The 24693-nt window shown below is 57.6% G+C and carries 25 protein-coding genes; 12 read left to right on the top strand and 13 right to left on the bottom strand.

The window, feature by feature from the left end; all coding sequences use genetic code 11:
* Positions 1-33 precede the first annotated feature (33 nt).
* Positions 34-954, top strand: coding sequence for a GTPase Era (era, locus tag Q3970_RS00510; RefSeq protein ID WP_303098659.1), 921 nt, complete (start codon positions 34-36; stop codon positions 952-954).
* A 150-nt stretch (positions 955-1104) separates the two neighbouring features.
* Here the strand turns inward: era and Q3970_RS00505 are convergent, their stop codons facing one another.
* From Q3970_RS00505 to cysT, 3 genes are all read right to left on the bottom strand, one after another.
* Positions 1105-2178, bottom strand: coding sequence for a sulfate/molybdate ABC transporter ATP-binding protein (locus tag Q3970_RS00505; protein WP_303098658.1), 1074 nt, complete (start codon positions 2176-2178; stop codon positions 1105-1107).
* The gene (gene cysW, locus Q3970_RS00500; protein WP_303098657.1) at positions 2175-3035 is read right to left on the bottom strand and encodes a sulfate ABC transporter permease subunit CysW; all 861 of its coding nucleotides are present in this window, start codon (positions 3033-3035) and stop codon (positions 2175-2177) included. The genes Q3970_RS00505 and cysW overlap by 4 nt, the downstream gene beginning before the upstream one ends.
* A gap of 94 nt (positions 3036-3129) precedes the next feature.
* Positions 3130-3966: a sulfate ABC transporter permease subunit CysT gene (gene cysT / locus Q3970_RS00495; RefSeq protein WP_303098656.1), complete on the bottom strand. Its 837-nt coding sequence runs from the start codon at positions 3964-3966 to the stop codon at positions 3130-3132.
* Positions 3967-4257: 291 nt separating this feature from the next.
* Between cysT and Q3970_RS00490 the strand changes: the two genes are divergently transcribed.
* The gene (locus Q3970_RS00490) at positions 4258-5634 is read left to right on the top strand and encodes an amidase family protein (RefSeq protein ID WP_303098655.1); all 1377 of its coding nucleotides are present in this window, start codon (positions 4258-4260) and stop codon (positions 5632-5634) included.
* A gap of 140 nt (positions 5635-5774) precedes the next feature.
* Here the strand turns inward: Q3970_RS00490 and Q3970_RS00485 are convergent, their stop codons facing one another.
* Positions 5775-6677, bottom strand: a complete 903-nt coding sequence (locus Q3970_RS00485; protein WP_303098654.1) for an NAD(+) kinase — start codon at positions 6675-6677, stop codon at positions 5775-5777.
* Between the two features lie 124 nt (positions 6678-6801).
* Positions 6802-7863, bottom strand: a complete 1062-nt coding sequence (gene dinB, locus Q3970_RS00480; protein ID WP_303098653.1) for a DNA polymerase IV — start codon at positions 7861-7863, stop codon at positions 6802-6804.
* A 181-nt stretch (positions 7864-8044) separates the two neighbouring features.
* Between dinB and rpsF the strand changes: the two genes are divergently transcribed.
* The 4 genes from rpsF to rplI are packed head-to-tail and all read left to right on the top strand — an operon-like array spanning position 8045 to position 9434.
* Positions 8045-8422, top strand: coding sequence for a 30S ribosomal protein S6 (gene rpsF, locus Q3970_RS00475; protein WP_303098652.1), 378 nt, complete (start codon positions 8045-8047; stop codon positions 8420-8422).
* Between the two features lie 8 nt (positions 8423-8430).
* A complete protein-coding gene (gene priB, locus Q3970_RS00470) occupies positions 8431-8727 on the top strand; it encodes a primosomal replication protein N (protein WP_303098651.1) in 297 nt (98 codons plus the stop codon).
* A gap of 5 nt (positions 8728-8732) precedes the next feature.
* Positions 8733-8963, top strand: coding sequence for a 30S ribosomal protein S18 (gene rpsR / locus Q3970_RS00465; protein ID WP_003678863.1), 231 nt, complete (start codon positions 8733-8735; stop codon positions 8961-8963).
* An 18-nt stretch (positions 8964-8981) separates the two neighbouring features.
* Positions 8982-9434: a 50S ribosomal protein L9 gene (rplI, locus tag Q3970_RS00460; RefSeq protein ID WP_303098650.1), complete on the top strand. Its 453-nt coding sequence runs from the start codon at positions 8982-8984 to the stop codon at positions 9432-9434.
* A 260-nt stretch (positions 9435-9694) separates the two neighbouring features.
* Here the strand turns inward: rplI and Q3970_RS00455 are convergent, their stop codons facing one another.
* A complete protein-coding gene (locus tag Q3970_RS00455) occupies positions 9695-10465 on the bottom strand; it encodes a TSUP family transporter (protein WP_303098649.1) in 771 nt (256 codons plus the stop codon).
* 631 nt (positions 10466-11096) lie between these two features.
* Between Q3970_RS00455 and Q3970_RS00450 the strand changes: the two genes are divergently transcribed.
* The 3 genes from Q3970_RS00450 (at position 11097) to Q3970_RS00440 (ending at position 12982) form a co-directional block, all read left to right on the top strand.
* Positions 11097-11561, top strand: coding sequence for a Fur family transcriptional regulator (locus Q3970_RS00450; RefSeq protein ID WP_303098648.1), 465 nt, complete (start codon positions 11097-11099; stop codon positions 11559-11561).
* On the top strand, positions 11552-12475 hold the full coding sequence (locus Q3970_RS00445) for a GTP-binding protein (protein ID WP_303098647.1): 924 nt from the start codon (positions 11552-11554) through the stop codon (positions 12473-12475). Before Q3970_RS00450 ends, Q3970_RS00445 begins: the two co-directional genes overlap by 10 nt.
* Positions 12476-12655: 180 nt before the next feature.
* Positions 12656-12982, top strand: coding sequence for a YegP family protein (locus Q3970_RS00440; RefSeq protein ID WP_303098646.1), 327 nt, complete (start codon positions 12656-12658; stop codon positions 12980-12982).
* A 198-nt stretch (positions 12983-13180) separates the two neighbouring features.
* Here Q3970_RS00440 and serB read toward each other — a convergent pair whose 3' ends face one another.
* The 4 genes from serB to hpnD form a co-directional block, all read right to left on the bottom strand.
* Entirely contained in the window at positions 13181-14017 is an 837-nt protein-coding gene (gene serB / locus Q3970_RS00435) for a phosphoserine phosphatase SerB (RefSeq protein WP_303098761.1), read from the bottom strand.
* A 111-nt stretch (positions 14018-14128) separates the two neighbouring features.
* The gene (locus Q3970_RS00430; RefSeq protein ID WP_303098645.1) at positions 14129-14848 is read right to left on the bottom strand and encodes an SDR family oxidoreductase; all 720 of its coding nucleotides are present in this window, start codon (positions 14846-14848) and stop codon (positions 14129-14131) included.
* A 205-nt stretch (positions 14849-15053) separates the two neighbouring features.
* Positions 15054-16379 carry a hydroxysqualene dehydroxylase HpnE gene (hpnE, locus tag Q3970_RS00425; RefSeq protein ID WP_303098644.1) on the bottom strand — a complete coding sequence of 442 codons (1326 nt, stop codon included), beginning with the start codon at positions 16377-16379 and terminating at the stop codon, positions 15054-15056.
* Positions 16376-17227: a presqualene diphosphate synthase HpnD gene (gene hpnD, locus Q3970_RS00420; protein ID WP_303098643.1), complete on the bottom strand. Its 852-nt coding sequence runs from the start codon at positions 17225-17227 to the stop codon at positions 16376-16378. Before hpnD ends, hpnE begins: the two co-directional genes overlap by 4 nt.
* 164 nt (positions 17228-17391) lie before the next feature.
* Between hpnD and hscA the strand changes: the two genes are divergently transcribed.
* The 3 genes from hscA (at position 17392) to Q3970_RS00405 (ending at position 20705) form a co-directional block, all read left to right on the top strand.
* Entirely contained in the window at positions 17392-19254 is a 1863-nt protein-coding gene (gene hscA / locus Q3970_RS00415) for a Fe-S protein assembly chaperone HscA (protein WP_303098642.1), read from the top strand.
* A 200-nt stretch (positions 19255-19454) separates the two neighbouring features.
* Entirely contained in the window at positions 19455-19796 is a 342-nt protein-coding gene (gene fdx, locus Q3970_RS00410) for an ISC system 2Fe-2S type ferredoxin (RefSeq protein ID WP_303098641.1), read from the top strand.
* Positions 19797-19937: 141 nt separating this feature from the next.
* Positions 19938-20705 carry a TatD family hydrolase gene (locus tag Q3970_RS00405; protein WP_303098640.1) on the top strand — a complete coding sequence of 256 codons (768 nt, stop codon included), beginning with the start codon at positions 19938-19940 and terminating at the stop codon, positions 20703-20705.
* A 161-nt stretch (positions 20706-20866) separates the two neighbouring features.
* Here Q3970_RS00405 and hemE read toward each other — a convergent pair whose 3' ends face one another.
* From hemE to Q3970_RS00390, 3 genes are all read right to left on the bottom strand, one after another.
* Positions 20867-21931 (bottom strand): uroporphyrinogen decarboxylase, encoded by a 1065-nt coding sequence (gene hemE, locus Q3970_RS00400; protein ID WP_303098639.1) that lies wholly within the window; start codon positions 21929-21931, stop codon positions 20867-20869.
* 81 nt (positions 21932-22012) lie between these two features.
* On the bottom strand, positions 22013-23239 hold the full coding sequence (locus tag Q3970_RS00395) for a heme biosynthesis HemY N-terminal domain-containing protein (RefSeq protein ID WP_303098638.1): 1227 nt from the start codon (positions 23237-23239) through the stop codon (positions 22013-22015).
* Positions 23236-24516: a uroporphyrinogen-III C-methyltransferase gene (locus Q3970_RS00390; protein ID WP_303098760.1), complete on the bottom strand. Its 1281-nt coding sequence runs from the start codon at positions 24514-24516 to the stop codon at positions 23236-23238. The genes Q3970_RS00395 and Q3970_RS00390 overlap by 4 nt, the downstream gene beginning before the upstream one ends.
* Between the last annotated feature and the right edge of the window lie 177 nt (positions 24517-24693).

Here is a 24693-nt window from a genome sequence, read left to right as displayed (position 1 = left end):
CAGGCCGTCTGAAAAAAGCATGAAAGATAAGCTATGAACGAAAACCTTTCCCAACACCCGCCCGGCGCAAACGGATACCGTTGCGGTTTCGTGGCGATAGTGGGCCGCCCCAACGTGGGCAAATCCACGCTGATGAACCACTTAATCGGCCAGAAAATCAGCATCACCAGCAAAAAAGCGCAAACCACCCGCCACAAAGTAACCGGCATCTACACCGACGACACCGCACAGTTTGTTTTCGTCGATACTCCGGGCTTTCAAACCGAACACCGCAACGCCCTGAACGACCGCCTCAACCAAAACGTTACCGAAGCCATGGGCGGCGTGGATGCGGTGGTGTTCGTTGTCGAAGCCATGCGTTTCACCGAGGCCGACCGCCGCGTGATGCGCCTGCTGCCCAAGCATATTCCCGTGCTGCTGGTGGTGAACAAAATCGATTTGTCGAAAGCCAAATCAGCGCCCGAGCTGGCCGCCTTTATCGAAAAAGTGCGTGCCGAATTCGATTTTGCCGGCGTGGAAACCGTCAGCGCCAAACACGGGTTGGGCATCGCCCAACTGCTGCACGCGCTCAAGCCTTTTCTGCCCGAAGGGATACCGCTCTATCCCGAAGACATGGTTACCGACAAATCAAGCCGTTTTCTCGCCACCGAAATCGTGCGCGAAAAACTGTTCCGCTATTTGGGCGAAGAGCTGCCGTATGCCATGAACGTGGAAATCGAACAGTTTAAAGAAGAAAACGGCATCTGCCATATCTACATCGCGGTGCTGGTGGATAAAGAAAACCAAAAGCCCATCGTGATCGGCAAAGGCGGCGAAAAGCTGAAAAAAATATCCACCGAAGCCAGGTTGGATATGGAAAAACTGTTCGACTGCAAAGTGTTTTTAAAAGTGTGGGTGAAAGTGAAATCGGGTTGGGCCGACGACGTGCGCTTTTTAAACGAATTGGGCTTGTGAGCCGGATAGGGTATCTTGAGTTTCAGTAGCCGGTTTACGACAGGCCGTCTGAAAAATATGAACTGCACCTTTCTAAGTTGGCGGGTGTCCAACTTTTGGGGTGCAGTTCATATTTTTTTCAGACGGCCATTTTGAATGGGAGCGGGCGGTTTAAATCGCAAAATCAATCAGCTCGCTTTGGGGAAAGATATAAATCTGTTTGGGTGAAAGTGCGATGTTTCGGCCTTCGGCCAGCCCAAGGCGCGCGGCATCGCTGCCGGCGAAAGTGATGCGTACGTTTTGCCCGCCTTCTTTCACAGTAAGGTGGGTAAGTGCGCCGGCGGGGTGGATTTTTTCGATGCGGGCGTTGAGCATGGGCACGGTGCCGGCGGCGGCCACCGCCCATTCGTGGGGGCGTACGTAGCCTATGGCGGTCTGCTCCTGCCATTTGTGCGCGGCATCAAGCGGCCGGCGGTAGCCGTTGTAGAGCCACGCGCCTTTTTCGATGCGGCCTTCAAAGGCGTCGGTTTCGCCCAGAAATTCGGTTACGAAGGCGTTTTCGGGCTTGCGGTAAAGGCTTTCGGCGGTGCCGGTCTGCTCGATTCTGCCGTGGTTCATCACCACGATCTGATCGGACACTTCCAGCGCTTCTTCCTGATCGTGGGTAACGAGTATGCTGGTGATGCCCAATTCGTGGTGGATGTCGCGCAGCCAGGTGCGCAGTTCTTTGCGCACTTTGGCATCGAGCGCGCCGAAAGGTTCGTCGAGCAGCAACAGTTTGGGGGAAACGGCGAGCGCGCGGGCAAGTGCGATGCGCTGGCGCTGGCCGCCCGAAAGCTGGTGCGGGTAGGCTTTGGCCAGATGGGCAAGCTGCACGAGTTGCAGCAGCTCTCCGACTTTGGCGCGGATTTGCTCTTTCGGGGGGCGTTCGCCGCGCGGCAATACGGTGAGGCCGAAGGCAACGTTGTCGAACACGTTCATATGGCGGAAGAGGGCGTAGTGCTGGAACATAAACCCCACTTTGCGTTCGCGCACGTGTTTGCGGGTAACGTCTTGGCCGTCGAACAGGATTTGCCCGTTATCGGCGTTTTCTAAACCGGCGATGATGCGCAGGAGGGTGGTTTTGCCGCAGCCGGAAGGGCCGAGCAGGGAAACCAGCTTGCCGGTGGGCACTTCAAGGTTGATGTTTTTGAGGGCGTGGAAACTGCCGAAATGTTTGTTTAATTTTTGAATGGTAATGCTCATGTGCGACTCCTTCCGGCGGTGGCAAGTTTGCGTTCTTGAATGCGGGTGATGATGTTTTGCAGCGCCAGCGTGGCCAGGGCGAGCAGGGCGAGCACGCCGGAAAGGGCGAAGGCACCGGTGAAGTTGTATTCGTTATAAAAAATTTCCACCAACAGCGGAATGGTGTTGGTTTCGCCGCGGATGTGGCCGGACACCACGCTCACGGCGCCGAATTCGCCCATGGCGCGCGCGTTGGTGAGAATGATGCCGTAGAGCAGCGCCCATTTGATGTTGGGCAGGGTAACGCGCCAAAACATCTGCCGGCCGCTTGCGCCCAAAATCAGCGCGGCCTGCTCTTCGCTGTCGCCCTGCGCCTGCATCAGCGGAATCAGCTCGCGGGCAACGAAGGGAAAGGTAACGAACAGCGTGGCCAGAATGATGCCGGGAATGGCAAAGATAATCTGTATGCCCTGTGCTTCGAGCCGGCCGCCCAGCGCGGTGTGCGCGCCGAACAGCAACACGAACATCAGGCCGGCCACCACGGGCGACACGGAAAAGGGCAAATCGAGCAGGGTGGTGAGAAACTGTTTGCCGCGAAAATCGAAACGGGTGAGCAGCCAGGCCATTGCGGTGCCGAGCACGGCGTTAACGGGCACGACGATGGCGGCGGTAATCAGCGTGAGCTTGATGGCAGACCAGGCTTCGGGGTCGGTTACCGACTGAACGTATAAATCCCAGCCGCCTTTCAGGGCTTCGTAAAACACCGCCGTTAACGGCACCACCAGCATCAGCAGCAGAAACGCCAGTGCGGCGGCGGTGAGCGTGAAACGCAGCCAGCGCGGTTCGGTAAGGTTGGGGTTGGAAGTGTAGGTTTTCATGATTCAGGTGTTTTATGGTTTGTGTGCCGGTAAGGCCGCTTGGGTAAAAGGCCGTCTGAAAAAAATGCGGTTTTTCAGACGGCCTCGGTGCCGGTTAAGCCTTCGCCCCCGCCCGTTTGCTCAAAGCCCATTGGCCTGCGTTCAACAGAAACAGAACCGTAAACGAAATCATCAGCATAAACAGCGCCACCGCCGATGCGCCCTGCACGTCGAACTGCTCCAGTTTGCCCGTGATAATCAGCGGCAGAATTTCGGAAACCATCGGGATATTGCCCGCAATAAAAATTACCGAGCCGTATTCGCCGGTGGCGCGGGCGAACATCATGCCGGCGCCGGTGAACAGGGCGGGCGCGATTTCGGGCAGCAGGATGCGGCGGAACGTGGTGAAACGGCCCGCGCCCAGCGTGGCGGCGGCTTCTTCGCATTCGGCCGACAACTCTTCCAAAACCGGCTGCACCGCGCGCACGATAAACGGCAGGCTCACCACCACCAGCGCAATCCAGATGCCGATAGGGGTGAAAGCGATTTTGATGCCCAAGGGTGCAAACAGGCTGCCGATCCAACCCTGCGGAGCATACAGCGTGGCCAGCGCGATGCCGGTTACGGCGGTGGGCAGCGCAAACGGCAGATCAACCAATGCGTTTACCAGGCTTTTGCCGGGAAACTCATAACGCACCAACACCCACGCCACCAGCGTGCCGAACACGATATTGGTGAGCATGGCGTAAAACGACATCCGCAAACTCAGCCACACCGCGGCCAAAACGTTAGGCTCGGAAATGGTCTGCCAAAACGCCGTCCAACCGATTTCACTTGCTTTCACAGCCATCATGGCAAACGGCAGCACAACCAGAAGCGACAGACACAACACGGTCAACCCTAAGCTGATTTTGAAACCGGGTAACACGCTGGGGGTTTTAAGTAATAGCATGGCAGAAATACGGCAGGGAAAATACCGCCACTTTACCGAGGCCGTCTGAAAAAAGGAAAGAATGCTTGGTTTTAATAAAAGATGATTTCGTTATAACAGGCCTCAGCATCTGCAAGGCATCGTGCGGATAATGTTTTCAGACGGCGTGGGCGGCGGGTTGTCTGATGAAACAGGGTGCACCTGCAGCGCGTGCCCGATGTGCCGGAAAACGGCACGGCGGTTTGCATGTCGGCGGCAGAGGGGTATATTGCATATCCGAACCCCTTTGTAACGCATTGCCCGTGAATACGCATGAAATATCCCGCCCCCCAAACCCTGCCCACTGTTGCTGCACTGAACGCCGCGTTTGAATGCGGCACCGCCACACCTTCTGCGTTGGCCGAAAGCCTGCTGCAGCGGGCGGCGCAGACGCAGTCTGTATTTACCGCACTTACGCCCGAACGTGCGCTGGCTGCCGCGCTGGCTGCCGAAACCCGCCTGAAAACGGGCAGGCGGCTGGGGGCGCTCGACGGTATCCCCGTGTCGTGGAAAGATTTGTTCGATCAGACAGGCGAAACTACCCGCGCAGGCAGCCCCACCACCGCTCACGATGCACCGAAAACGCATAATGCCGCCGCTGTCGATTTGCTGGAAAGCATGGGGGCAGTATCGCTCGGGCGTACCAATCTGACCGAATTCGCTTTTTCCGGGCTGGGCCTCAACCCGCACTACGGCACGCCGCCGAATGTGTGGCCGTACCCCGAGCCGTCGGCGCCGGGCGGTTCTTCATGCGGCGCGGCGGTGTCCGTGGCATGCGGCTTGGCTGCTTATGCAATGGGAACCGACACTTCCGGTTCGATACGCATTCCGGCCGCGCTCAACGGGCTGGTGGGTTTCAAGCCGACATCGGCGCGGCTGTCGCGCATCGGCGTGTGGACGCTCTCGCCCACGCTCGACAGCATCGGCCCGCTGGCGCATACGGTGGCAGACGTCTGCACCGTAATGGCGGCTTTCGGCATTCGTGCCGGCACAGTTTCAGACGGCCTCAGAATAGTGGTGCCGCAGGGTTTGTACGGCGAAGATGCCGAACCGCAGATATTGCAGGCATTCGAAAACAACATAGGCCGTCTGAAAGCCGCCGGGGCGGAAATCACCCGCAAGCCGCTGCGTGCGCTTGAACGGCTGGAAGCGCTGTTCGGCGGATACGGCACGCTGGTCGGCATCGAGGCGTGGCAGCTCCACCAAGGCGCGCTGGCGCAGGCCGCACTAATGGATGAGCGGGTGGCAAAACGCCTGCAGGCCAACGCCGCTTGGCCGCCGCAAAACCTGGCACAGCTGCTGGCCCGGCGCACACATTTGCAGCACATGCTGGCCGAAGAGCTGCAAGGCGCACTGCTGCTGATGCCCACTACCGCCGTCGGCGCGCCGCCGCTGGCACGTTTGGAACAAGATCAAAACTACTTTTTTGCCTGCAACGCCAAAATCCTGCGCAACACCATGGCGGGCAGCTTTCTCGACATGCCCTCGCTCACCATACCCGCCGGGCTGAACGCCGACGGCCTGCCTGCGGCCATGATGGTATCGGCGCCCTACGGGTGCGACGAAACGGTTTTGGCGGCAGGCAAAGCGCTTGCGCAATTGTTGACGGGCGATGAAGTTTTGAATGCCGTGAGGCTTCAAGGCGGCTGAAGCCGCGCACGGCAGGCGGCACAATAAAAAGCCGGATTCTGCTGCATACGGGATCCGGCCCGGACAGGCTGTTTGAAAAAAGGTTTTAAATTGTCCGAGAATTGGGGGCGGTTTAACTTTTTTCAGACGGCCTTCTCCGTTTAACGGAGTGTTTGAACCAATTGTTCGCCCCAATGCAGCTTCTGGCGCAAGGTTTTGTAGTATTGGTAATCGGTGGGGTGCAGTACGCGCAGCGGATGGCGGTAGCGGTGGATTTTGATGCGGTCGAAAGTCTGGATGTCGATAAACGACTGGCCGTCGAAATGGGCGCGGGCATCGCCGCCTTTGGTAACCAATATTTCGATTTCGCAAGTGTCGGCGACGGCAATCGGGCGGTTGGTCATGGATTGCGGGCAGATGGGCACCAACGTGAACGCGCGCAGGCTGGCCTGCATAATCGGGCCGCCGGCGGCGAGCGCATAGGCGGTGGAGCCGGTGGGGGTGGAAACAATCAGGCCGTCCGAACGCTGGGTGTAAACGAATTCTTTGTTGATAAACACTTCGAATTCAATCATCTGACCAGCGCCGCCGCGCGACAGTACCACGTCGTTCAAGGCCAGTGAAGCGGTAACGGCCTCTCCGCCGCGTATCAGGGTGGTTTCGAGCAGAATGCGTTCTTCGGGCAGGTATTTTCCCGAGAGCATGCCGTTGAGTACCGGGGTCATGTTTTCGCGCGGCACTTGGGTGAGAAACCCCAAATGCCCTTGGTTGACACCGATAACCGGCACGCGGAAAGGAGCGATGATGCGCGCCACCGACAGAAATGTGCCGTCGCCGCCCAACACAATCACCAAGTCGCATTTTTTACCGAGGCTGCCCTTATCGAGAATATGGCAGCGTTCCGCATCTTCGGCGCAGGCAGAACCGTCGCGCAGGCTGGCTTCGTCGAGGTAGATATCCAGTTTTTTTTCGTGCAGAAAATCCACCAGCGTGTGCAGGGTTTCCTGAATATGCGGCGTTTGGGGGCGGGTAACGACGCCTATATGTTTGAATTGGCTGATCATGGCACAGTGCGGACTGAGTAAGAACTTCGGATTATATCGGGTTTTGCCGCTGCGCTGAAAGTGCGTGTAGTTTCAAACGGCAATCTGCGTTGCGGCAGGTTTGCCAAAGGCCGTCTGAAAAGGGTTAATCGTTCCAAAGCTGCCGTTGCTGCCCCTCGGGCGTCAAATGGCCGACACCGATACCGATCATGCGGAACGCATCATCGGCTTGCGGCGGCACCCGCGCCAGCAAGGTGTGTGCCGCCTGCAAAAGCGCGGCAGGGTCGGGCAGGGCGGAGGAATAAGTCAGCGAACGGGTAATGATGCGGAAATCCGCCGTTTTCAGCTTGAGCGTTACGCTGCGGGCCGCCACTTTTTTGCGAACAATCTGCCGCCATAAATCTTCGGCCAGGTGCGGCAAATGCCCGGCCGCTTCAATCAGCGGCAAATCTTCGGGCAGCGTGATTTCGGTAGAAATCTGCAAACGCTCGCGGCCGGGCTTGACTTCGCGGTTGTCGTTTCCGCGCGCCAAATCATATAAGCGGTAGCCGTAGCGGCCGAAATGGTGCAGCAGTTCGCCGCGCTCGAAGCGGCGCAAATCACCGGCGGTGCGCATGCCCAGCGCATGCATTTTATGCAGCGTTACCTTGCCCACGCCCGGAATTTTTTCCAACGGCAGCGTTTCCAAAAAAGCCGCCACCTTCTGCGGCGGCAGCACGAACTGGCCGTCGGGTTTGCGCCAGTCGGAAGCGATTTTGGCCAGAAATTTGTTAGGCGCCACTCCCGCAGAGGCGGTCAGCCCAGTTTCCTGCCTGATTTCGGCACGGATCATGCGTGCCACCTCGCCGGCATAAGGGATATTTTGGAAATTCCGGGTAACATCGAGATAGGCTTCGTCGAGCGACAACGGCTCGATTAAATCGGTATGGCGGGCAAAAACCGCATGAATCTGCTGCGAAATGCGGCGGTATAAATCGAAATGCGGCGGAATATACACCGCCTGCGGGCAAAGCCGCTTGGCCGTCGCCACCGCCATCGCCGAACGCAGGCCGAACTGCCGCGCCTCATACGAAGCCGCGCAAATTACCGAGCGCGGCCCCTCCCACGCCACCACCACGGGCTTGCCGCGCAGGTGCGGCTGTTCGCGCAGTTCTACCGAAGCATAGAACGCGTCCATATCGATGTGGATGATTTTTCGGGTTTCCATGAGTTTTATAGTAGGCGGCGGCCGGAGAATAAAGCCGTCTGAAAAAATATGGTAGGCGCTATTGTAATCTTTTTACCGTGGCTTGCTTTGTCTTTGCAAGCCCGTTATAATTTCGCGTTTTCCAACCTTGCCTTCTGCTTTTCGCATGGCCGAAGGCTGTTTTAAACCGTAAGGAGATAACATGCGTCATTATGAGGTTGTGTTTATCGTTCACCCTGACCAAAGCGAGCAAGTGCCCGCCATGGTTGAACGTTATAAAACCATGATTACCGAAGCCGGCGGCAAAATCCACCGCCTTGAAGACTGGGGCCGCCGCCAACTGGCTTACCCGATCAACAAAATCCACAAAGCGCACTATGTTTTGATGAACATCGAAACTTCGCCTGAAACGGTTGATGAGCTGGAGACCGCTTTCCGCTTCAACGATGCCGTTCTGCGCCACCTGACCATCAAAACCAAACACGCCGTAACCGAAGCCTCTCCGATGCTGAAAGACGAAAAGTCTAAAAACCTGCTCGAAGGCGGTAACGCGGCTAAAGAAGAAACTGCCGAAGCGTAATTTAAGGATTGGATAATCTTTTTACCCTTACCGCACAGATTGCCCGATGCGGCGAACTGCGATATACGCCCGCCGGTATCCCCGTTTTAGACATTGTGCTGGTGCATGAATCTTGGCAGCGGGAAAACGGGCAGCAATGTTTGGTGAAGCTCGAAATGCCCGCCAAAATTATCGGTAAGGATGCGCTCAGTTGGCAGCACCGCGAACAAACCGTAGTAGAAGCAAGCGGTTTTCTGGCACAAAAAAGCCGGCGTTACAGCAAACCGGTGCTGCGGATACAAAACATTAAAGAATATAAAGGTTAAACGACATGGCCCGTCAATCATTCAAACGTAGAAAATTCTGCCGTTTCACGGCTGAAAAAATCCAAGAAGTCGATTACAAACAAGTAGATTTGCTGAAAGACTTCATTTCTGAAAACGGCAAAATCATTCCGGCCCGCATCACCGGCACCAAAGCGCACTACCAGCGCCAATTGGCTACCGCTGTGAAACGTGCCCGTTTCCTGGCTTTGCTGCCTTACACCGACCAACATAAATAATTTACGGAGATTCACACCATGCAAATTATTCTGTTAGAAAAAATCGGTGGCTTGGGCAATTTGGGCGACGTTGTAACCGTGAAAAACGGTTATGCCCGCAACTTCCTGATTCCTTCTGGCAAAGCCAAACGCGCTACCGAAGCCAATATGAAGGAATTCGAAGCGCGTCGCGCCGAGTTGGAAGCCAAACAAGCCGAAATTTTGGCCGATGCCAGAGCCCGTAAGGAAAAACTTGACGGCCAAACCGTTACCGTTGCCCAAAAGGCCGGTGTCGACGGCCGCCTGTTCGGTTCTGTTACCAATGCCGATATTGCTGCCGCAATTGCTGCCTCAGGGATCGAAACCTCTAAGTCTAACGTACGCCTGCCTAACGGTCCGCTGAAAGCGGTGGGCGAATATGAAGTGGAAGTGGCCCTGCATACCGATGCCGTTGCAACCATTAATGTTGCCGTGGTGGCTGCCACCGAATAAACTGCCCGGCTTCATATTGAGGCTGTCTGTCTGACAAAACTTGAACCGCACCTTTCATTAAGTTGTCTCGTCCCAACTTAGAAAGGTGCAGTTTTTATGGGTGAGTGGATTAGAGGCTGTCGACATTCAACGTAACGGCGGAGACCTTTGCAAAACCCCCGTCTGCGGCTTTGCCGCCTTATCCTCTTTTGAATTTAGCAACTATAATTAGCCACTATAAAATTTCCCGAGGCTCCGGTTTTTTTGCGTTGCTAAAGCGGTTATGCCGCATACAGTAAATCCCAACCGAATTTTCCGATCAACACGCACAGCAGAGCCATAAAGCCGTAGCGCAGAAAGCGGCTGCCGCCGCGTATGGCCAGATATGTACCGGCCAGCCCGCCGCACAGGTTGGCTGCGGCCAGTGGCAGTGCCCAAGCCCAGACAATATGGCCGTTGGGTACGAAAAACGTGAGTGCGGCCAGATTGGTGGTGAGGTTGATTACTTTGGCCGAGGCGGTGGCGGTAAGGAAGTCGTAGGCGAAAAAGCGTACAAATACGAATGCCAGCAGGCTGCCGGTGCCGGGGCCGAACAGGCCGTCGTAAAAACCGATAAGCGCACCGAAAAACAGCCCACAAGCGGTTTCTTTCCGGCTGAGCTGCGTGGTGCGGGCGGTCTGTCCCAAATCTTTTTTGAAGAACGTGTAAACAAACATTACCGCCATAATTGCGAGCATGGCCGGTTTGATGTGGTGTACGGGCAGATAGGCCACCAGTTTGGCACCGCTGTAGGAAGCCAGGAAAGCCAGAATGGCGGCGGGCAGCAGCATTTTCCACGGTACGCGGATTTTGCGGACAAACTGGGCCGAGGCAGTAACTGTGCCGCTGAACGAGGCGAATTTGTTGATGCCCATCACCGAAGTAACCGGTACGCTGTTGGGCAGGAGGTTGAACAGGGCGGGAATCTGCAACAGGCCGCCGCCGCCAACGGCAGCATCCATCAGGCCGGCCAGAAAACCGATGCCTAGAAGTGGAATAAGATAGAAATCCATGGTATTTCCGGTTTTGTTGTTATGGTGCGGGGGAGATACGACGCAGGATCTGCCGGCATAACGCAACGGCGGTTTTTTTGGCTGAAATCCCCGTCTGCGGCTTTAGGCTGCGTAGCGGATTTGCGAAGCTAAAATGCCCGCAAGGTGTTCGATCCTGCTGCGTTCTTGCCTTGCATACGCGGTTTTTGCCTCAAAAAACCGCTTCGTCGGTTAAATGTCGACAGCCCCTAGGCAAACGGCTGTTTCTGATGCGTAGGGCGGGAGGAGTATAGCAGAATTCAAAACAACGATACGGGCGGACAAACTTGTTCTGCTGCGCCGTTGTTGGGTTTTAGCCTGAATCAGCTTGAAGGGAACGGTTTTGTAAGTTGGCGAAGGAGCAGAACCTGCCCCGTATTGTATTGCCGTTCCTGTATCAAAGTAATTTTTTTATCCGCTACAAAACCCGTTTTACCCGCTATTTAGAGGCAGTTGACGTTCAGACGGCCTTTCGCTTCCGGGCAAGGTAGTTATAATAACCCGCTTCCTTAAGATTAAGGCCGTTTTTTGCAAACACAGATGTGCTTCGGTTTGCACGTTTTTGATTTTATCGGCAGTATTGCAAAGGCCTCTGGCCGTATGAAAGCCGCTTATGACCACGAAACAGAAAATCCTTGCCCAAGCCCGGCGCGACGGCGTGCAGGTAACCGCGTTGCGCGAACAGGTGCTGGATATTATTTTGCAGCAAACCGGCGTGATTAAAGCCTATAACGTGCTTTCGCAAATGCAGCAGCAGAGCGAAAGCGTAGTTGCCCCGCCCACCGCCTACCGCGCCTTGGATTTTTGGGCGGAGCAGGGCGTTTTGCACAAAGTGGCGGCGGTAAACGGTTATGTATTGTGCAGCCACGCGCAGCACGATTGCAGCGACCACTGCCACGGGCACAGTGAAGCCGCACACCACAGTGCCTTTATTTTAGTGTGTACCGAGTGCGGCGCAGTCGACGAACAAACCCTCAGCCAAGAATGGGCGGCCCTGCGGGCAGGTGTGGCCGCCAGCGGCTTTGCATTGAAAGAAGAACACGTTGTTTTAACAGGAACCTGTAAAAAATGCCAGTAAACAAAACCAAAGTGCACCTGATTTCGGGCTTTCTGGGCACCGGTAAAACCACCGCCCTCAAAAGTCTGATGGAGCAAAAAGACCCTAACGAAAAATGGGTGATTATCGTGAACGAGTTCGGCGAAATCGGCATCGACGGCGCCGTATTGAGCGATAACGGCATTCCCGTAGCCGAAATCGCCGGCGGCTGCTTATGCTGCACCGCCGGCGCACAATTGGGCACCACCGTGCAGAAAATGCTGCGCGACGCCCAACCCGCCCGCCTGATGATAGAAGCCAGCGGCCTGGCACACGCCGCCAGCGTGATTGACGATTTGAAAGTCAAACCCCTGCAAGATCAGCTCGAAATCGCCACCGTGTTTACTGTGGTCGATCCGCGCCAGTTCATCAATCCCGATTATGCGCAACAGGCGCTTTATAAAGACCAAATCGGTGTGTGCGACGTTTTGGTGGCGAGCAAAACCGATTTGTGCACCCCCGAAGAACTGGAGCAGTTCCGCGAAAATGCCGCCAAGCTGTTCCCGCCCAAAGCCAAAGTGGTGGAAGTGGAAAATGCCCGCATGGACATTGCCTGGCTCGATATTCCCGTTATCGAAAAACCGCGCTACCGCATCAAAGCACTGCCCGACAATACCATGGGTTTTCAGTCGCAAGGCTTTACCCTTCCCGCCGGAAAAGATTTCGACGGCGAGAGGCTCACCAATTTCTTCAACGACTTGCCCAAATTCACCGAAGGCTTGGTGCGCGCCAAAGGCGTGTTTCAGGTGATGGGCACCTGGGTGTGGCTCAACTGGGTGGACGGCAAATGGGGTGCCAGCCAGGTTTCGTGGCGGCGCGACAGCCGTTTCGAGCTGATTGCCAAATCGTTTGATGCCGATTTAATCGAAAAAAAACTGAACGAAGCGCTCGAATAAGTTTTCAGACGGCCTCTCGGAAAACAGGGAAAGGCCGTCTGAAAGAAGCGGCCCGAACCTACGCAGCATGGGGTGCGGCAAGCGTATTGACAAGCGGGCAGGGCGCTAATTATAGTAAGCGCCTAAAAGCATTTACCCTAACCCCAAAACTCTTTGATCCGAATAAAGAAGGAGACTGCAATGGCAATTTTTGAGTTGAAAAAAAGCGGTTCCGGCGAATTCCATTTTAATTTTGTGGACGGCAGCGATAAAACCATTTTGCGCAGCGAGCAATACGGCAGCAAGGCTTCGGCACAGAACGGTATCGAATCCGTGCGCAACAACGCAGGCAACGATGCCCGCTACGAGCTGAAAACCGGCGCTTCGGGCAAACTTTATTTCAACCTGAAAGCCGCCAACGGCCAGATTATCGGCACCAGCATGATGTATGCCGACGAAGCCGGCCGCGAAGCCGCCATTGCCGGCCTGAAAAGCAGTGCTGCCCAAGCAAGCGTGGTGGAGGGCTAACGGGCCGGCCGCGTTTTAAAAAGCCGAATAATAGAAAAACCGCACTTTTTCCGAATCGGATGAAAGTGCGGTTTTTCTTTCAGACGGCCCGAGACCTTTGCAAAACTATCTTAAAGGCCGTCTGAAATACCAACCGTCGTCAAGCCCGGGTATGACGATTCGGGGTGAAAGTACGGGCTTTAACCCGCCGTCCTCCCGTCAGCGGAACCAGCCGCGAACGGCTTCGAGGCCGCCGAAATTGATGCAGGCGTCGGCGTGTTGCTGTGCTTTCGGTTTGGCGTGGTAGGCAATGCCCGTGCCGGCCTCGAGCAGCATGGGAATATCGTTGGCACCGTCGCCCACCGCAACCACCTGGTGCGCGGCCAGCCCCAGTTTTTCGCGGTATTCGGCCAACAGTTCGGCTTTGGCTTGGGCATCAATGATTCTGCCGGTAAGTTTGCCGGTTAAGAGGCCGTCTGAAATTTCCAATACGTTGGCGTGTTGGTATTCAAAGCCCAGCCGCTGTTGCAGGCGTTCGGTGAAAAATGTGAAGCCGCCCGACACCAGCAAAAACGCCACGCCGTGTTTTTTGCATTCGGCCAGCAGGTATTCGGCTCCGGGCGAAAGTTGCAGTATTTGCTCATAAACCTGCTGCAAAACCTGTTCGTTCAAACCCTCCAGCAAAGCGACGCGGCGGCGCAGCGACTGCTCGAAATCCAATTCGCCGCGCATAGCCTGCTCGGTGATTTCTGCCACCTGTGCTTTGAGGCCAATTCCGGCGGCGATTTCGTCCACGCATTCGATGGTAATCAGGGTGGAATCCATATCGCTCACAATCAGCCCCAAACCGGCAAAGGCCAAGTCGGGCAGAACGGCATGGTCGATGCGTTGGCGGTTCAGCTCTGCGGCGGCGGATTCGGGCAGCCGGAAAGTTTCGGAAACGGGAATACGCAAAACGCTGCCGTTTACGGCGGCAGGCGGCAGCCCCAGAGTGTTTAAAACGCTTAAATCGCATTGGGAAAGGGCAGGGTGCTGGAGAACGAGTACGCGCGGCATCATGGTTTGGAGAGGTGGTTGGCGGAAAGCGGGATTATAAAAGAAATCGCAGCGGCCGTCTGAAAAGCGGGCGGCGTTCAGACGGCCTGTGCGGCAGCAAGCCGGGCACGGCTACAGATACACGATTTCGCCGCTGCGGCTTTTGCTCTCTCGGCTGCTCCACCACACGAACTGCGGCATGATGTCTTCGTAGTTTTTGCGCTCGCTGCGGGCTTCGCCGGGGTGGGTTTTCATGCGCTGGGGCGAGTTGACGGCGCCGGGCACCAGCACGTTGGCGCGCAGGTTGGGAAAGCGCGACCATTCGTCGGCGGCCACTTTGCACAAATAGTTCAGCGCGGCTTTCGACGCGCCGAAACCGCCCCAATAGGCTTTCGGGTCTTCGCCGTGGCTCTCGCCCACGAAAATCACCGAAGCGTCGGGCGATTCTTTCAACAGCGGGAAAAAGGCGCGGGTCAGCCCCATCGGGGCGACGGTGTTGATGCGGTATTGGTTTACCCATTCGGCCACGGTTTGGAAGTCGAGCGGCGAGAGGGCGTAGAAATAGCTGGCGCAATGAACGATGCCGTCGAGACGGCTGCCGGTGGCATCAGCAATGGTGGCGGCGAAACGGTCGAACTCGGCTTCTTCGGCGGTGAGCAGGTCGAAGCAGATGGCAAACGGCTCGGGGCCGCCGGCAGCAACGATGTCGTCGTATACTTTTTCGAGTTTTTTCTGGTGGCGCGCCACCAGCACGACGGTGGCGCCGGCGGCGGCATAGGCTTTGGCCACTTGCTCGCCTATGCCTTGCGATGCGCCGGTTACCAGAATGATTTTGTTTTGCAAGGGGTTCATGCGGAATCCTTTTTTGTTCGGGTGTTGCGGTATTTTTCAGACGGCCTGCGTTGGTTTGGCCAGTTGGGCGTTTCAAAGGGGTTAGGGTTAGGGCGTCAAACCGAAGGTTTGTACAGCCAATTTTTGTTTCATTCTAAGTGTAGCCGCTGTAACACGCCCGCACAATTATCAAATCCGTTAAGGCCGTCTGAAAAACAGCGTTAAGTTAAAAAGCGTGTTTGCCGCCGCAGCAATCGGTGTAGCACACATCTGCCGCGCTCAAGCCAGACTGCACGGCGGCTTCGAGGGTGGAAGGGTAGCGCGGGTGCAGGTAGTCGCCGGCGGGATAGACGCGGCGGCGGTGCAGCCACGATAAATCGGGCAGGGTGCGGGCAACGGTTGCGGCGGCGGTGGCGCGCTGTTCGGTAATCACGCGGGCTGCCAGCGGTTCGCCGAGATAGGGGCAGAGCGTTTTCAAATCGGCGTGCACGCGCGCTGCCCATTCTTCGGGCTTCAGACGGCCGATAAGGTCGGACACGCTGATAACGGCCGCAGTTTCGTTGGCTGGCAGGCCGAGCGCGCCGCGGTGGATAAACCATTGCGCCGTACCTTCGGCCAGGCCGGTAAGCGGGGCGGGCAGGTGCACGGTTTCGGCGTAGCGCAGATAAACGGTGGTGATGGCGTGGTAGCGGATGGCATCGAAAGCCGACAGCACGACATCGGGTGTTTCAGACGGCATCAGCGCGGCGGCATGATATGGGGCGACGGCGAGCACGGCGGCATCGAAGGCTTGGCCGTTTACCGCTACCCGGCCGTCCGGCAGGTTGGCCAGCCGCGCCGCACGCGTTTCCAAATGTACGTTTGCACCGTGCGCATTTAGGAATTTCAAGGCGGGTTCGGCGATGATGCCGCCCAAATCCTGCTTCGGCAGCAGGTAGTCGCTGCCCGCTTTGCCTGCCCATACGCCGTCTTGCAGCACATTGCACAGTGTACGCAGGCCGGCGTGTTCGAGCGGGGTGTTGAGCGCGCCCCACACCAGAGGCTGCCAGAAGTTGCCGGTAAGTTTGCGCGAAACGTTGCGTTCGCGCAGCCACTCGGCCGTGCTGATGTCGGGCAGTGGCGAGGCGTGGTATTGCTGCAAAGCATGCATGTCGTTGATCAGCCTGATTTTTTCGCCGAAACGCAGGTTGCGGGCTTTGAGCAGGCCGAAGGCGATATGCAGCGGGGCAGGCAGGGAGGCCGCCTGAAACTGCAAGCCGTCGGCCAGATGCCATTGCAGCGGCAGCCGTAAAAAGGCATCTTGTTCGCGCATGCCGATCAATTTCATCAGCGCGAACACGCCGTGATAAGCGCCGATCATGATGTGCTGGCCGTTGTCGAGGAAGCTGAACCCGGCTTGGCTGCCCGCGAGCATACGCGCCCGCCCGCCTGCCTGTTTGCCTGCTTCAAACAGGCTCACGTCGGCACGGCCGGCCAGCCGGGCGGCGGCGGAAAGGCCGGCCCAGCCTGCGCCGATTACGGCGATTTTCGGGCAGTGTGCAGCGGGCTTCATGGGTTAAATCCGAACAGCCAGGTTTTCAGGGCAATGCGTTTTTTGCGCGGCGAAGGGATAGTGATTTTGTATTGCAATACGTGTTGGGCACCGTCGCGCTCGATTTCGTTCAGTAAAGCAAAGTAAATGCTGCCCATCACCAGGCCGACCTTCTGGTTTTTGCGCTCTTCGCGAGGCAGCAGCGCCACGGCTTCGCGGTAGGTTTGGCGGGCGCGCGCGATTTGAAACGCCATCAGCTCGGCAAATTCGGGCGTGGGTGTGCCTTGCAGAACGGTTTGGGCGGGCACGTTGAAGCGCTGCAATTCTTCTGCGGGCAGGTAGATGCGGCCGTTGCGTGCGTCTTCGCCCACATCGCGGATGATGTTGGTCAGTTGCAGGGCGAGGCCCATTTTGTCGGCATAATCCAGCGTTTCTGGGCGGGAAAAGCCGAGTATGCGTGTAATCAGCCGCCCCACCACGCCCGCCACGCGGTAGCAGTAAAGCTGCAAATCCTCAAAGCGCCCGTAGCGCGCCTGCTCCAAATCCATCTGCATGCCGTTGATGATTTCTTCCAGCTCGCCGTGCGGCAGCGAAAAATCATACGCCACGGTTTTCAGGGCCCGGCAGACGGGGTGTTCGGGCGTTTGGCCGTCTGAAAAAACTTTTTTTAAATCGGCCCGCCACCAGTTGAGCGTGGTTTGGGCAACGTGCGGCTCGGAGCAGCCGTCCGCCACATCGTCAAGCTCGCGGCAGTAGGCGTATAAAACCGTCATCGCGTTTTGCTTGGGCTGCGGCAGAAAACGGAAACCCGCCAAAAAGCTGGATTTACTCTCGGCGGCTTTTTGGCGGCAATATTCAAGCGGCTGCACGGCGGTTCCTGATTGGTTATTCGAATAAGGCGGGATTGTAGCGGGAAACAGGGGGGAGAACAATTTAAGCACCCGTATTCCCGACAAAATCACTCAACTACCCGCGCCAAATCTGCTAAAATACGCGCCGATTAAAAATAGATTACTCAAAAGGCACACAAAACATGGCACTTCTGCAAATCGCCGAACCCGGAATGTCGGCCGCACCGCACCAGCACCGTTTGGCCGTTGGCATCGATTTGGGCACCACCAACAGCCTGGTCGCCACGGTAAAAAGCGGCAGCGCCGCGTGCATTGCCGACGAACAAGGCCGCGTAACCCTGCCTTCGGTGGTGCGCTATTGCGAAGAAGCGCGCACCGAAACCGGCTACGACGCGCTCAAAGCCCAAAAAATCGACCCGCTCAACACCATTTCGTCGGCCAAACGCCTAATCGGCCGCACGCTGGCCGATCTGAAGCAAGACAGCCATTATCTGCCTTACCGCTTCGGCAGCAACGAACGCATTATCGAAATGCAAACCCGCCAGGGCGCGAAAACGCCGATAGACGTTTCCGCCGAAATTCTGCGCGCCCTCAAAACACGCGCCGAAAATGCCCTCGGCGGCGAGCTTACCGGCGCGGTGATTACCGTGCCCGCCTATTTCGACGACGCCCAGCGCCAAGCCACCAAAGATGCCGCGCGCCTGGCCGGTTTGAACGTTTTGCGCCTGCTCAACGAGCCGACCGCCGCCGCCATCGCCTACGGTTTGGACAACGCCTCCGAAGGCACGTTTGTGGTGTACGACCTCGGCGGCGGCACGTTCGACGTATCCGTGCTGCAATTGTCGAAAGGGTTGTTCGAAGTGAAAGCCACCGGCGGCAACAGTGCGCTGGGCGGCGATGATTTCGACCACCGCCTGTTCTGCCACCTGCTCGAACAAAACAAGCTCTCGCAGCTCAACGAGCAAGACAGCCAACTGCTGTTAAGCCTCGCCCGCGCCGCCAAAGAAGCCCTAACCACCGACAACAGCACCACCATTCAGGCAGCACTTTCAGACGGCCGCAAGGTCGACAGCACCATTACCCGCCAAGAATTCCAAAACCTTACCCAACACTTGGTGGCCAAAACCATCGAGCCGGTGAAACAGGCGCTGAAAGATGCGGGGGTAAGCAAAGCCGGCATCAAGGGCGTGATTATGGTGGGCGGCGCCACCCGCATGCCCCATGTGCAGCAGGCCGTCGCCACCTATTTCGGCCAAACCCCGCTCAACAACCTCAACCCCGACGAAGTGGTGGCGCTGGGCGCCGCCATGCAGGCCAACGTGCTGGCGGGCAACAAAAACGACGGCGAATGGCTGCTGCTCGACGTTACCCCCTTGTCGCTCGGCCTCGAAACCTACGGCGGATTGGTTGAAAAAATCATTCCCCGCAACAGCACCCTGCCCACCGCCCGCGCACAGGAATTCACCACCTTTAAAGACGGCCAAACCGCCATGACCATCCACGTGGTGCAGGGCGAGCGCGAGCTGGTGGCCGACTGCCGCAGCCTCGCCAAATTTACCCTGCGCGGCATTCCGCCGATGGTGGCGGGCGCCGCGCGTATCCGTGTAACCTTCCAAGTGGACGCCGACGGCCTGCTTTCCGTGTCTGCCCGCGAACAATCCACCGGCGTGCAGGCGCAAATCGAAGTGAAACCTTCCTACGGGCTGGACGACGAAACCATCACCCGTATGCTGAAAGAGAGCATGGCCAACGCTTCCGACGACATGGCCGCCCGCGCCCGCGCCGAAGCCGTGGTGGAAGCCGAAGGCTTAACCGCAGCGGTGAAAGCCGCGCTCGAACTCGACGGCGACCTGCTCGACGAAAACGGCCTGCACGCCGTTCAGACGGCCGTTGCCGAGCTGGAAAACCAAATGCAAACCGGCAGCGCCGAAGCCATCCGCGCCGCCGTATCAGCCCTCGGACACGCCACCGACGACTTTGCCGCCAAGCGCATGAACCGCAATATCCGGCGTGCGCTGGCGGGTAAAAACGTAGAAGAGCTTTGACGGTTTCAGACGGCCTCGAAAGAAATATAGTGAATCCGCTTACTCCGTTACGGCGTTGCCGCGCCTTGCCGTACTATCTGTATTGTCTTCGGCTTGCTGCCTTGTACCGAAGTAAGCGGATTCACTATATCATTAAGCCTTTACAGGCCGTCTGAAAACCTTATTTAATCAAAAATATCATCAGAAAGAACCGACACACCATGCCGAAAGTAACCGTACTCCCCCATGCCGAACTCTGCCCCGAAGGCAAAACCATAGAAAACGCTCCCGAAGGGCAAACCATCTGCGACCTGCTGCTTAGCAACGACATCGAAATCGACCACGCCTGCGAAAAATCCTGCGCCTGCACCACCTGCCACGTTATCGTGCGCAAAGGTTTCGACAGCTTGGAAGAACCGGGAGAAATCGAAGAAGACCTGCTCGACCAGGCATGGGGCTTGGAGGCCGAGTCGCGCCTGAGCTGCCAGGCTAAAGTGGCGGGCGAAGATTTGGTGGTGGAAATCCCGAAATACACCATCAACCACGCCCGCGAACATCATTAACTGATACCTGCGTCATACCCGGGCTTGACCCGGGTGTCTTTTTGTCTGTTATAAAAATAACAAATGCTCAGGCCGTCTGAAAGATTTTGCCGCTTTCAGACGGCCTGATATGATTGCCGCAGTTATTTGAAAGTTGTTGCCATGCAGTTAACCGACACCCACTGCCACCTTGCCGATTCCGCCTTGCTCGGCAGCCTGCCGCAGGTTTTGGCCGCCGCCCGCGCAGCCGGTGTGTGCCGCTTTATCGTGCCTGCCACGCAGCGCGGGGATTTTGCCGACGTGGCGGCTTTATCGGCCCTGCCGTCGGTGCATATTGCGTTCGGCATCCACCCGTGGTTTGCCGATGCGGCTGCGGAAAGTGATTTTGCAGATCTTGAGCAGTGGTTGGCGCAACACCCGCAGGCGTTGGCGGGTGAAATCGGTTTGGATTACGGCAGGGCGCAAACGCAGGAACAGCGGCTGCGGCAGGTTGCGGTGTTCGAGCGGCAGCTTGTTTTGGCGCAGCGGCTGCGCCGTCCGGTGATTATCCATAACCTGAAAGCCACGGCTGCCGTGGTGCGGTCGGTGAAAAACTGCCGTTTCACGCAGGGCGGTATCGCCCATGCGTTTTCCGGCAGTTTGGAAGAGGCGCGGGCACTCACGGGCTGCGGGTTCAAAATCGGCATAGGCTCGCTGCTGCTCAACCCGGCCGCGCGCAAAGCCCGCAGGGCGGCGGCCGAACTGCCGCCGGAAGACATCGTGTTGGAAACGGACAGCCCGTTTATGCTGAAAAACACGGTGAACACACCGGCCAACGTGCGTGAAATCGCCGTTATCACCGCGCAGCTGCGGGGTATTGCGCCGGAAGAGGTGGCGGCGCAAACCGAACGGAATGTTAATGCTTTGTTGGAAAAGGTCGGCGGGTTTTGACGGGGTTGGATAGCTAACCAACTTAAGAAAATTTACATACGTCATACTCGGGCCTGGCCCGAGTATCTTTTTGGCTTTCATGAATTTTTTAAGAAAGTGAGATACTCGGGTCAAGCCCGAGTATGACGCAGGTGTTTTGTTTTGCAGGTGTTTAAGTTTTCTTACGGTTGGTGATACGGGTGCGACAATTCGTGCACGGCGTCCACCAGTATCTTGGCGTGTTCGGGGTCGGCGTGTTGGTTGATGCCGTGGCCGAGGTTGAACACATGGCCGCTGCCGCTGCCGTAGGCGGCCAGAATGCGCGAAACTTCGGCGCGGATGCTCTCGGGCGTGCCGAAGAGGGCGAAGGGGTCGAAATTGCCTTGCAGGGCAACTTGGCCGCCCACGCGCCTGCGGGCTTCGCCGATGTTGCACGTCCAATCCAAACCCAGTGCGTCGGCGCCGATGGCGGCCATTTTTTCCAGCCACAGGCCGCCGCCTTTGGTGAACACAATCAGCGGCACGCGGCGGCCTTCGCTTTCGCGCTTGAGGCCGTCTGAAATCTGTTTCATATAGCGCAGGCTGAACTCTTCAAAGGCTGCGTCGCTCAATACGCCGCCCCATGTGTCGAAAATCTGCACGGCTTGCGCGCCGGCGTCGATTTGGGCGTTGAGATAGGCGGTAACGGCCTGCGCGTTGGTGTCTAAGATTTTGTGCAGCAAATCGGGGCGCGAATACATCATGGTTTTGACGGTTCGGAATTCTTTGCTGCCGCCGCCTTCCACCATATAGCAGGCCAGTGTGAACGGGCTGCCGGAAAAGCCGATTAGGGGCACGCGGCCGTTTAAGGCGCGGCGGATGGAAGATACGGCATTGAACACATATTGCAGCTTGGCCATGTCGGGTACGGCAAGTTTGGCGATGTCGGCTTCGTGCTGCAGCGGCCGCTCGAATTTCGGGCCTTCTCCTTCGGCAAAATACAGGCCCAAGCCCATGGCGTCGGGCACGGTGAGAATGTCGGAAAACAGAATCGCGGCGTCCAAATCGAAACGTTCCAGTGGCTGTATGGTTACTTCGGTGGCCAGTTCGGTGTTTTTGCATAAATCGAGAAAGCTGCCGGCGCGCGCGCGGGTGGCTTTGTATTCGGGCAGGTAGCGGCCCGCCTGGCGCATCATCCACACGGGGGTGTATTCGACGGGTTGTTTGAGCAGGGCGCGCAGGAAGGTGTCGTTTTTCAAAGTGGGCATATCTATCTTTCGGTTGTTCGGGATAAGGCCGTCTGAAGGAGTTTCAGACGGCCTGTACGGGTGGTTCGAACAGTGCAGAGTTTATTTGTGTGCGGGCAGAAGCGCGGTTTCGTCTTCGTCGTGCATCATGCTTTCCAGCGCCAGCTTGCGCTGCGTTTCGGCTTTTTCAGGCTCTTCGGCGGCATCGAACACTTTGGCCAGCGCCAGGCGGGCGGGCACTTCGGGTTTGAGGGCGATGCTGGCTTCGAGGTAGCCCTGCGCTTTGCCCCATAACTGTTTGTCGTAGGCAAGCCGGCCGAGATACATCAGCAGGGGGGCGTTGTCGGGGTGGGCCTGCAGCCAGCCGTCGGCGGTATCGATGGCGCGGCGCTGTTCTTTGTCGCCCAAAAAGCGCACACTTTCAACCAGCGGTTCCAAAAGCTCGGTTTGCTGCGTTTTCGGGTAATACACGCTCACCCATTTCACGGCTTGGGCATACATGCCCAAACGCTGGTATTTTTCGGCAACCGGCACGCACAAACCGCCTGCTTTGAGGCTTTCGGGAATGCGTTTCAGGCAGGCTTTCAGGCCGCCCGCGTCGGAGGCCTGCGCCAGCAGGCGGCGGTAGGCCCAGCCTTGGTACCGTTCGGCTTCGTAATCGCTGATTGCGCCGGCTTTAACCAGTTTGTCGGCTTTGTCGAGCACATCGGGCGCATTGCCTTTGTCGAAGGCGTAACGCAGTTGCAGGCGCACCAGGCGGGTGAGGCCGGGGTTGGTTTGCGCGGCGGCGGCAAGGTGGTTTTCGGCGGCGGGGTAGTCGCGGCGGCCGAGTGCGGATTCGGCCAAAAGCAGATGGCGCGAAAGCTGCTGTTTGGCGGGCAGCGGTTCGATATCTTTCAGATAACGGTCGCGCAGGGCGGTGTCGTCCATCTGGTCGGCGGCGTGCGCGCCCAGCATCAGCGCCAGCGTGCGGTTGTCGCCCGCTTCTTTGTTGGCCAGCACTTTGGCGGCTTCCTGTTCGGCTTTTTGGAACTTGCCTTCGAAATATGCTAAACCGGCGTTGTTGAGCGCGTGGGCGGCCTGGCGGCCTTTGCGCGCGGTGCCGAAGCGCTGCATACGGCCAGGCACGTTGAGGATGGCGGCAATCAGGCGTACCAGCAGATACAGCACCACCACCAGCGCAATCAGGCCGAGAATGAAGGCGTGCAGGTTAATGCGCAGCAGGGTTTGATCCACCACCACATACACGTTGCCGTTATAAGAGCCGGCGGCAACCGCCAGGCCCACGGCGGCGGCGAACAATACGATAATCCAAATCAGCCCCCTCATGCGCGTTCTCCTTTCACTTCAGCCTGATCAGCCGCAGGTTTGCGCACACCCGGCACGGTGGCCGGTTTTACGGGTTTGGATGCTTCTTCGGGTTTGGGGGTGAGAGTGGAAGGGGAGGAGGGCGTAACAGGCCCGGGTGCGGATGCCTGCGCCGGTCCGGCGGGGGCGGAAGCCGCCGCTGAGGCGGCTGGGGCGGATGAGGCTTCAGGCAGCACGGCGGGGCGGCTGGGGCGCACGGTTTCCTGATAGCTGCGCACGGCGGCAAGGCTGTTTTTCAGTGCATCGTCGGCCACGGCGCGCAAATCGAGCGCTTTCAAATCGCCCGCTTCGCGCAGCCAGGATTGGGTGGCGGGCGAAGAAGTGTCGAAATACTGTTTTACGGCGGCTTCGGCGCTGTTTAAATCGTTGAGATACACTTCGCTGTTGTGCTGCAAGAGGGCGGTGCGCGCATCGAGCAGGCGCAGGCGCAGGTTTTCGCGCACGAAATAGGCTTGATCGGGCGCCATCAGCATGGCGTCGTTATTGTTCAGGCGGCGCACTTCCACCATGCCTTTCAGGGCGGCGAGCGATTTCTGCCAGGCGTTTTCCCACCACGAAAGGTTGGCGGCGGGTGCGGCGGCCTGCGGTGCGGCCCGGCCGGGTTTCAGGGTGCCGTCGACGGTGAGCGGCAGGCCGGCTGCGGCGGCTTCCAAACGGCTCAGGCGCAGCGAGGCTGCGGAAGTGTCGAGATAGGGGCGGTTTTTCAGTGCGGTCAAATCATTGGCTACGGCTTGTTTGACGGGCAGCAGCTCGGGGTGGTCGAAACGGCTTAAGCGGTTTTCGATATTTTCGAGCACGGTAACGGCGGCGGGCACGTTGCCGGTGAGCAGCAGCTGCTGCGAAGCCAGATTGAGCATGGTTTCGGTTTCATCGACCAGCCAGTCGGCGCGGCCTTTGAGCAGCTCTTGGTAGGCGCGGTTGGCGGCGGCGATTTTATCGGCGTTCTGCTTTTGGTTGCTGATAATCTGGTCTAACACCGCCTGGCTTTCGTTTTGTTTGCGCAGGGCGTCTTGAAGCATGGAAGCGTTGCCGGATTCGCCCAGCGCGGCTTTGTCGATTTTTTGGTTGAAGTCGAGCTCTTGGTTTTTCAGAAGATTCTGGCCCTGTACGAACAGAAAGCCGCCTGCGCCCAAAGCCAACACCGACAGGGCCAGCGCCACAACGGCTACGGCCCTGCCCGATGACTGCTTGATTACCACGGGGGTAACGAGGGGCTGGGGGTTTTTCGATTCAGACATAAGAAGGTTTCCTGCGGGTTCGGGGTTGTTGGGTGCGGCGGCGGCAAAACCTTTGTTGTTGTCGGAATATTTCGGAACTTTGGTTTTTTTGAGGCTGCCGCTTTCGGCAGGTTCGCCGTTTTCGGGATTTTCAGACGGCCTGACGGTGCCGTCTGAAGAAACCACCAGCAGCTGTTT

The sequence above is a fragment of the Neisseria sp. genome, assembly GCF_030530745.1.
In the GTDB taxonomy this organism is placed as follows: domain Bacteria; phylum Pseudomonadota; class Gammaproteobacteria; order Burkholderiales; family Neisseriaceae; genus Neisseria.
The sequence above is the reverse complement of the archived record's forward strand: the minus strand, read 5'-3'. Positions and strand labels throughout refer to the sequence as shown.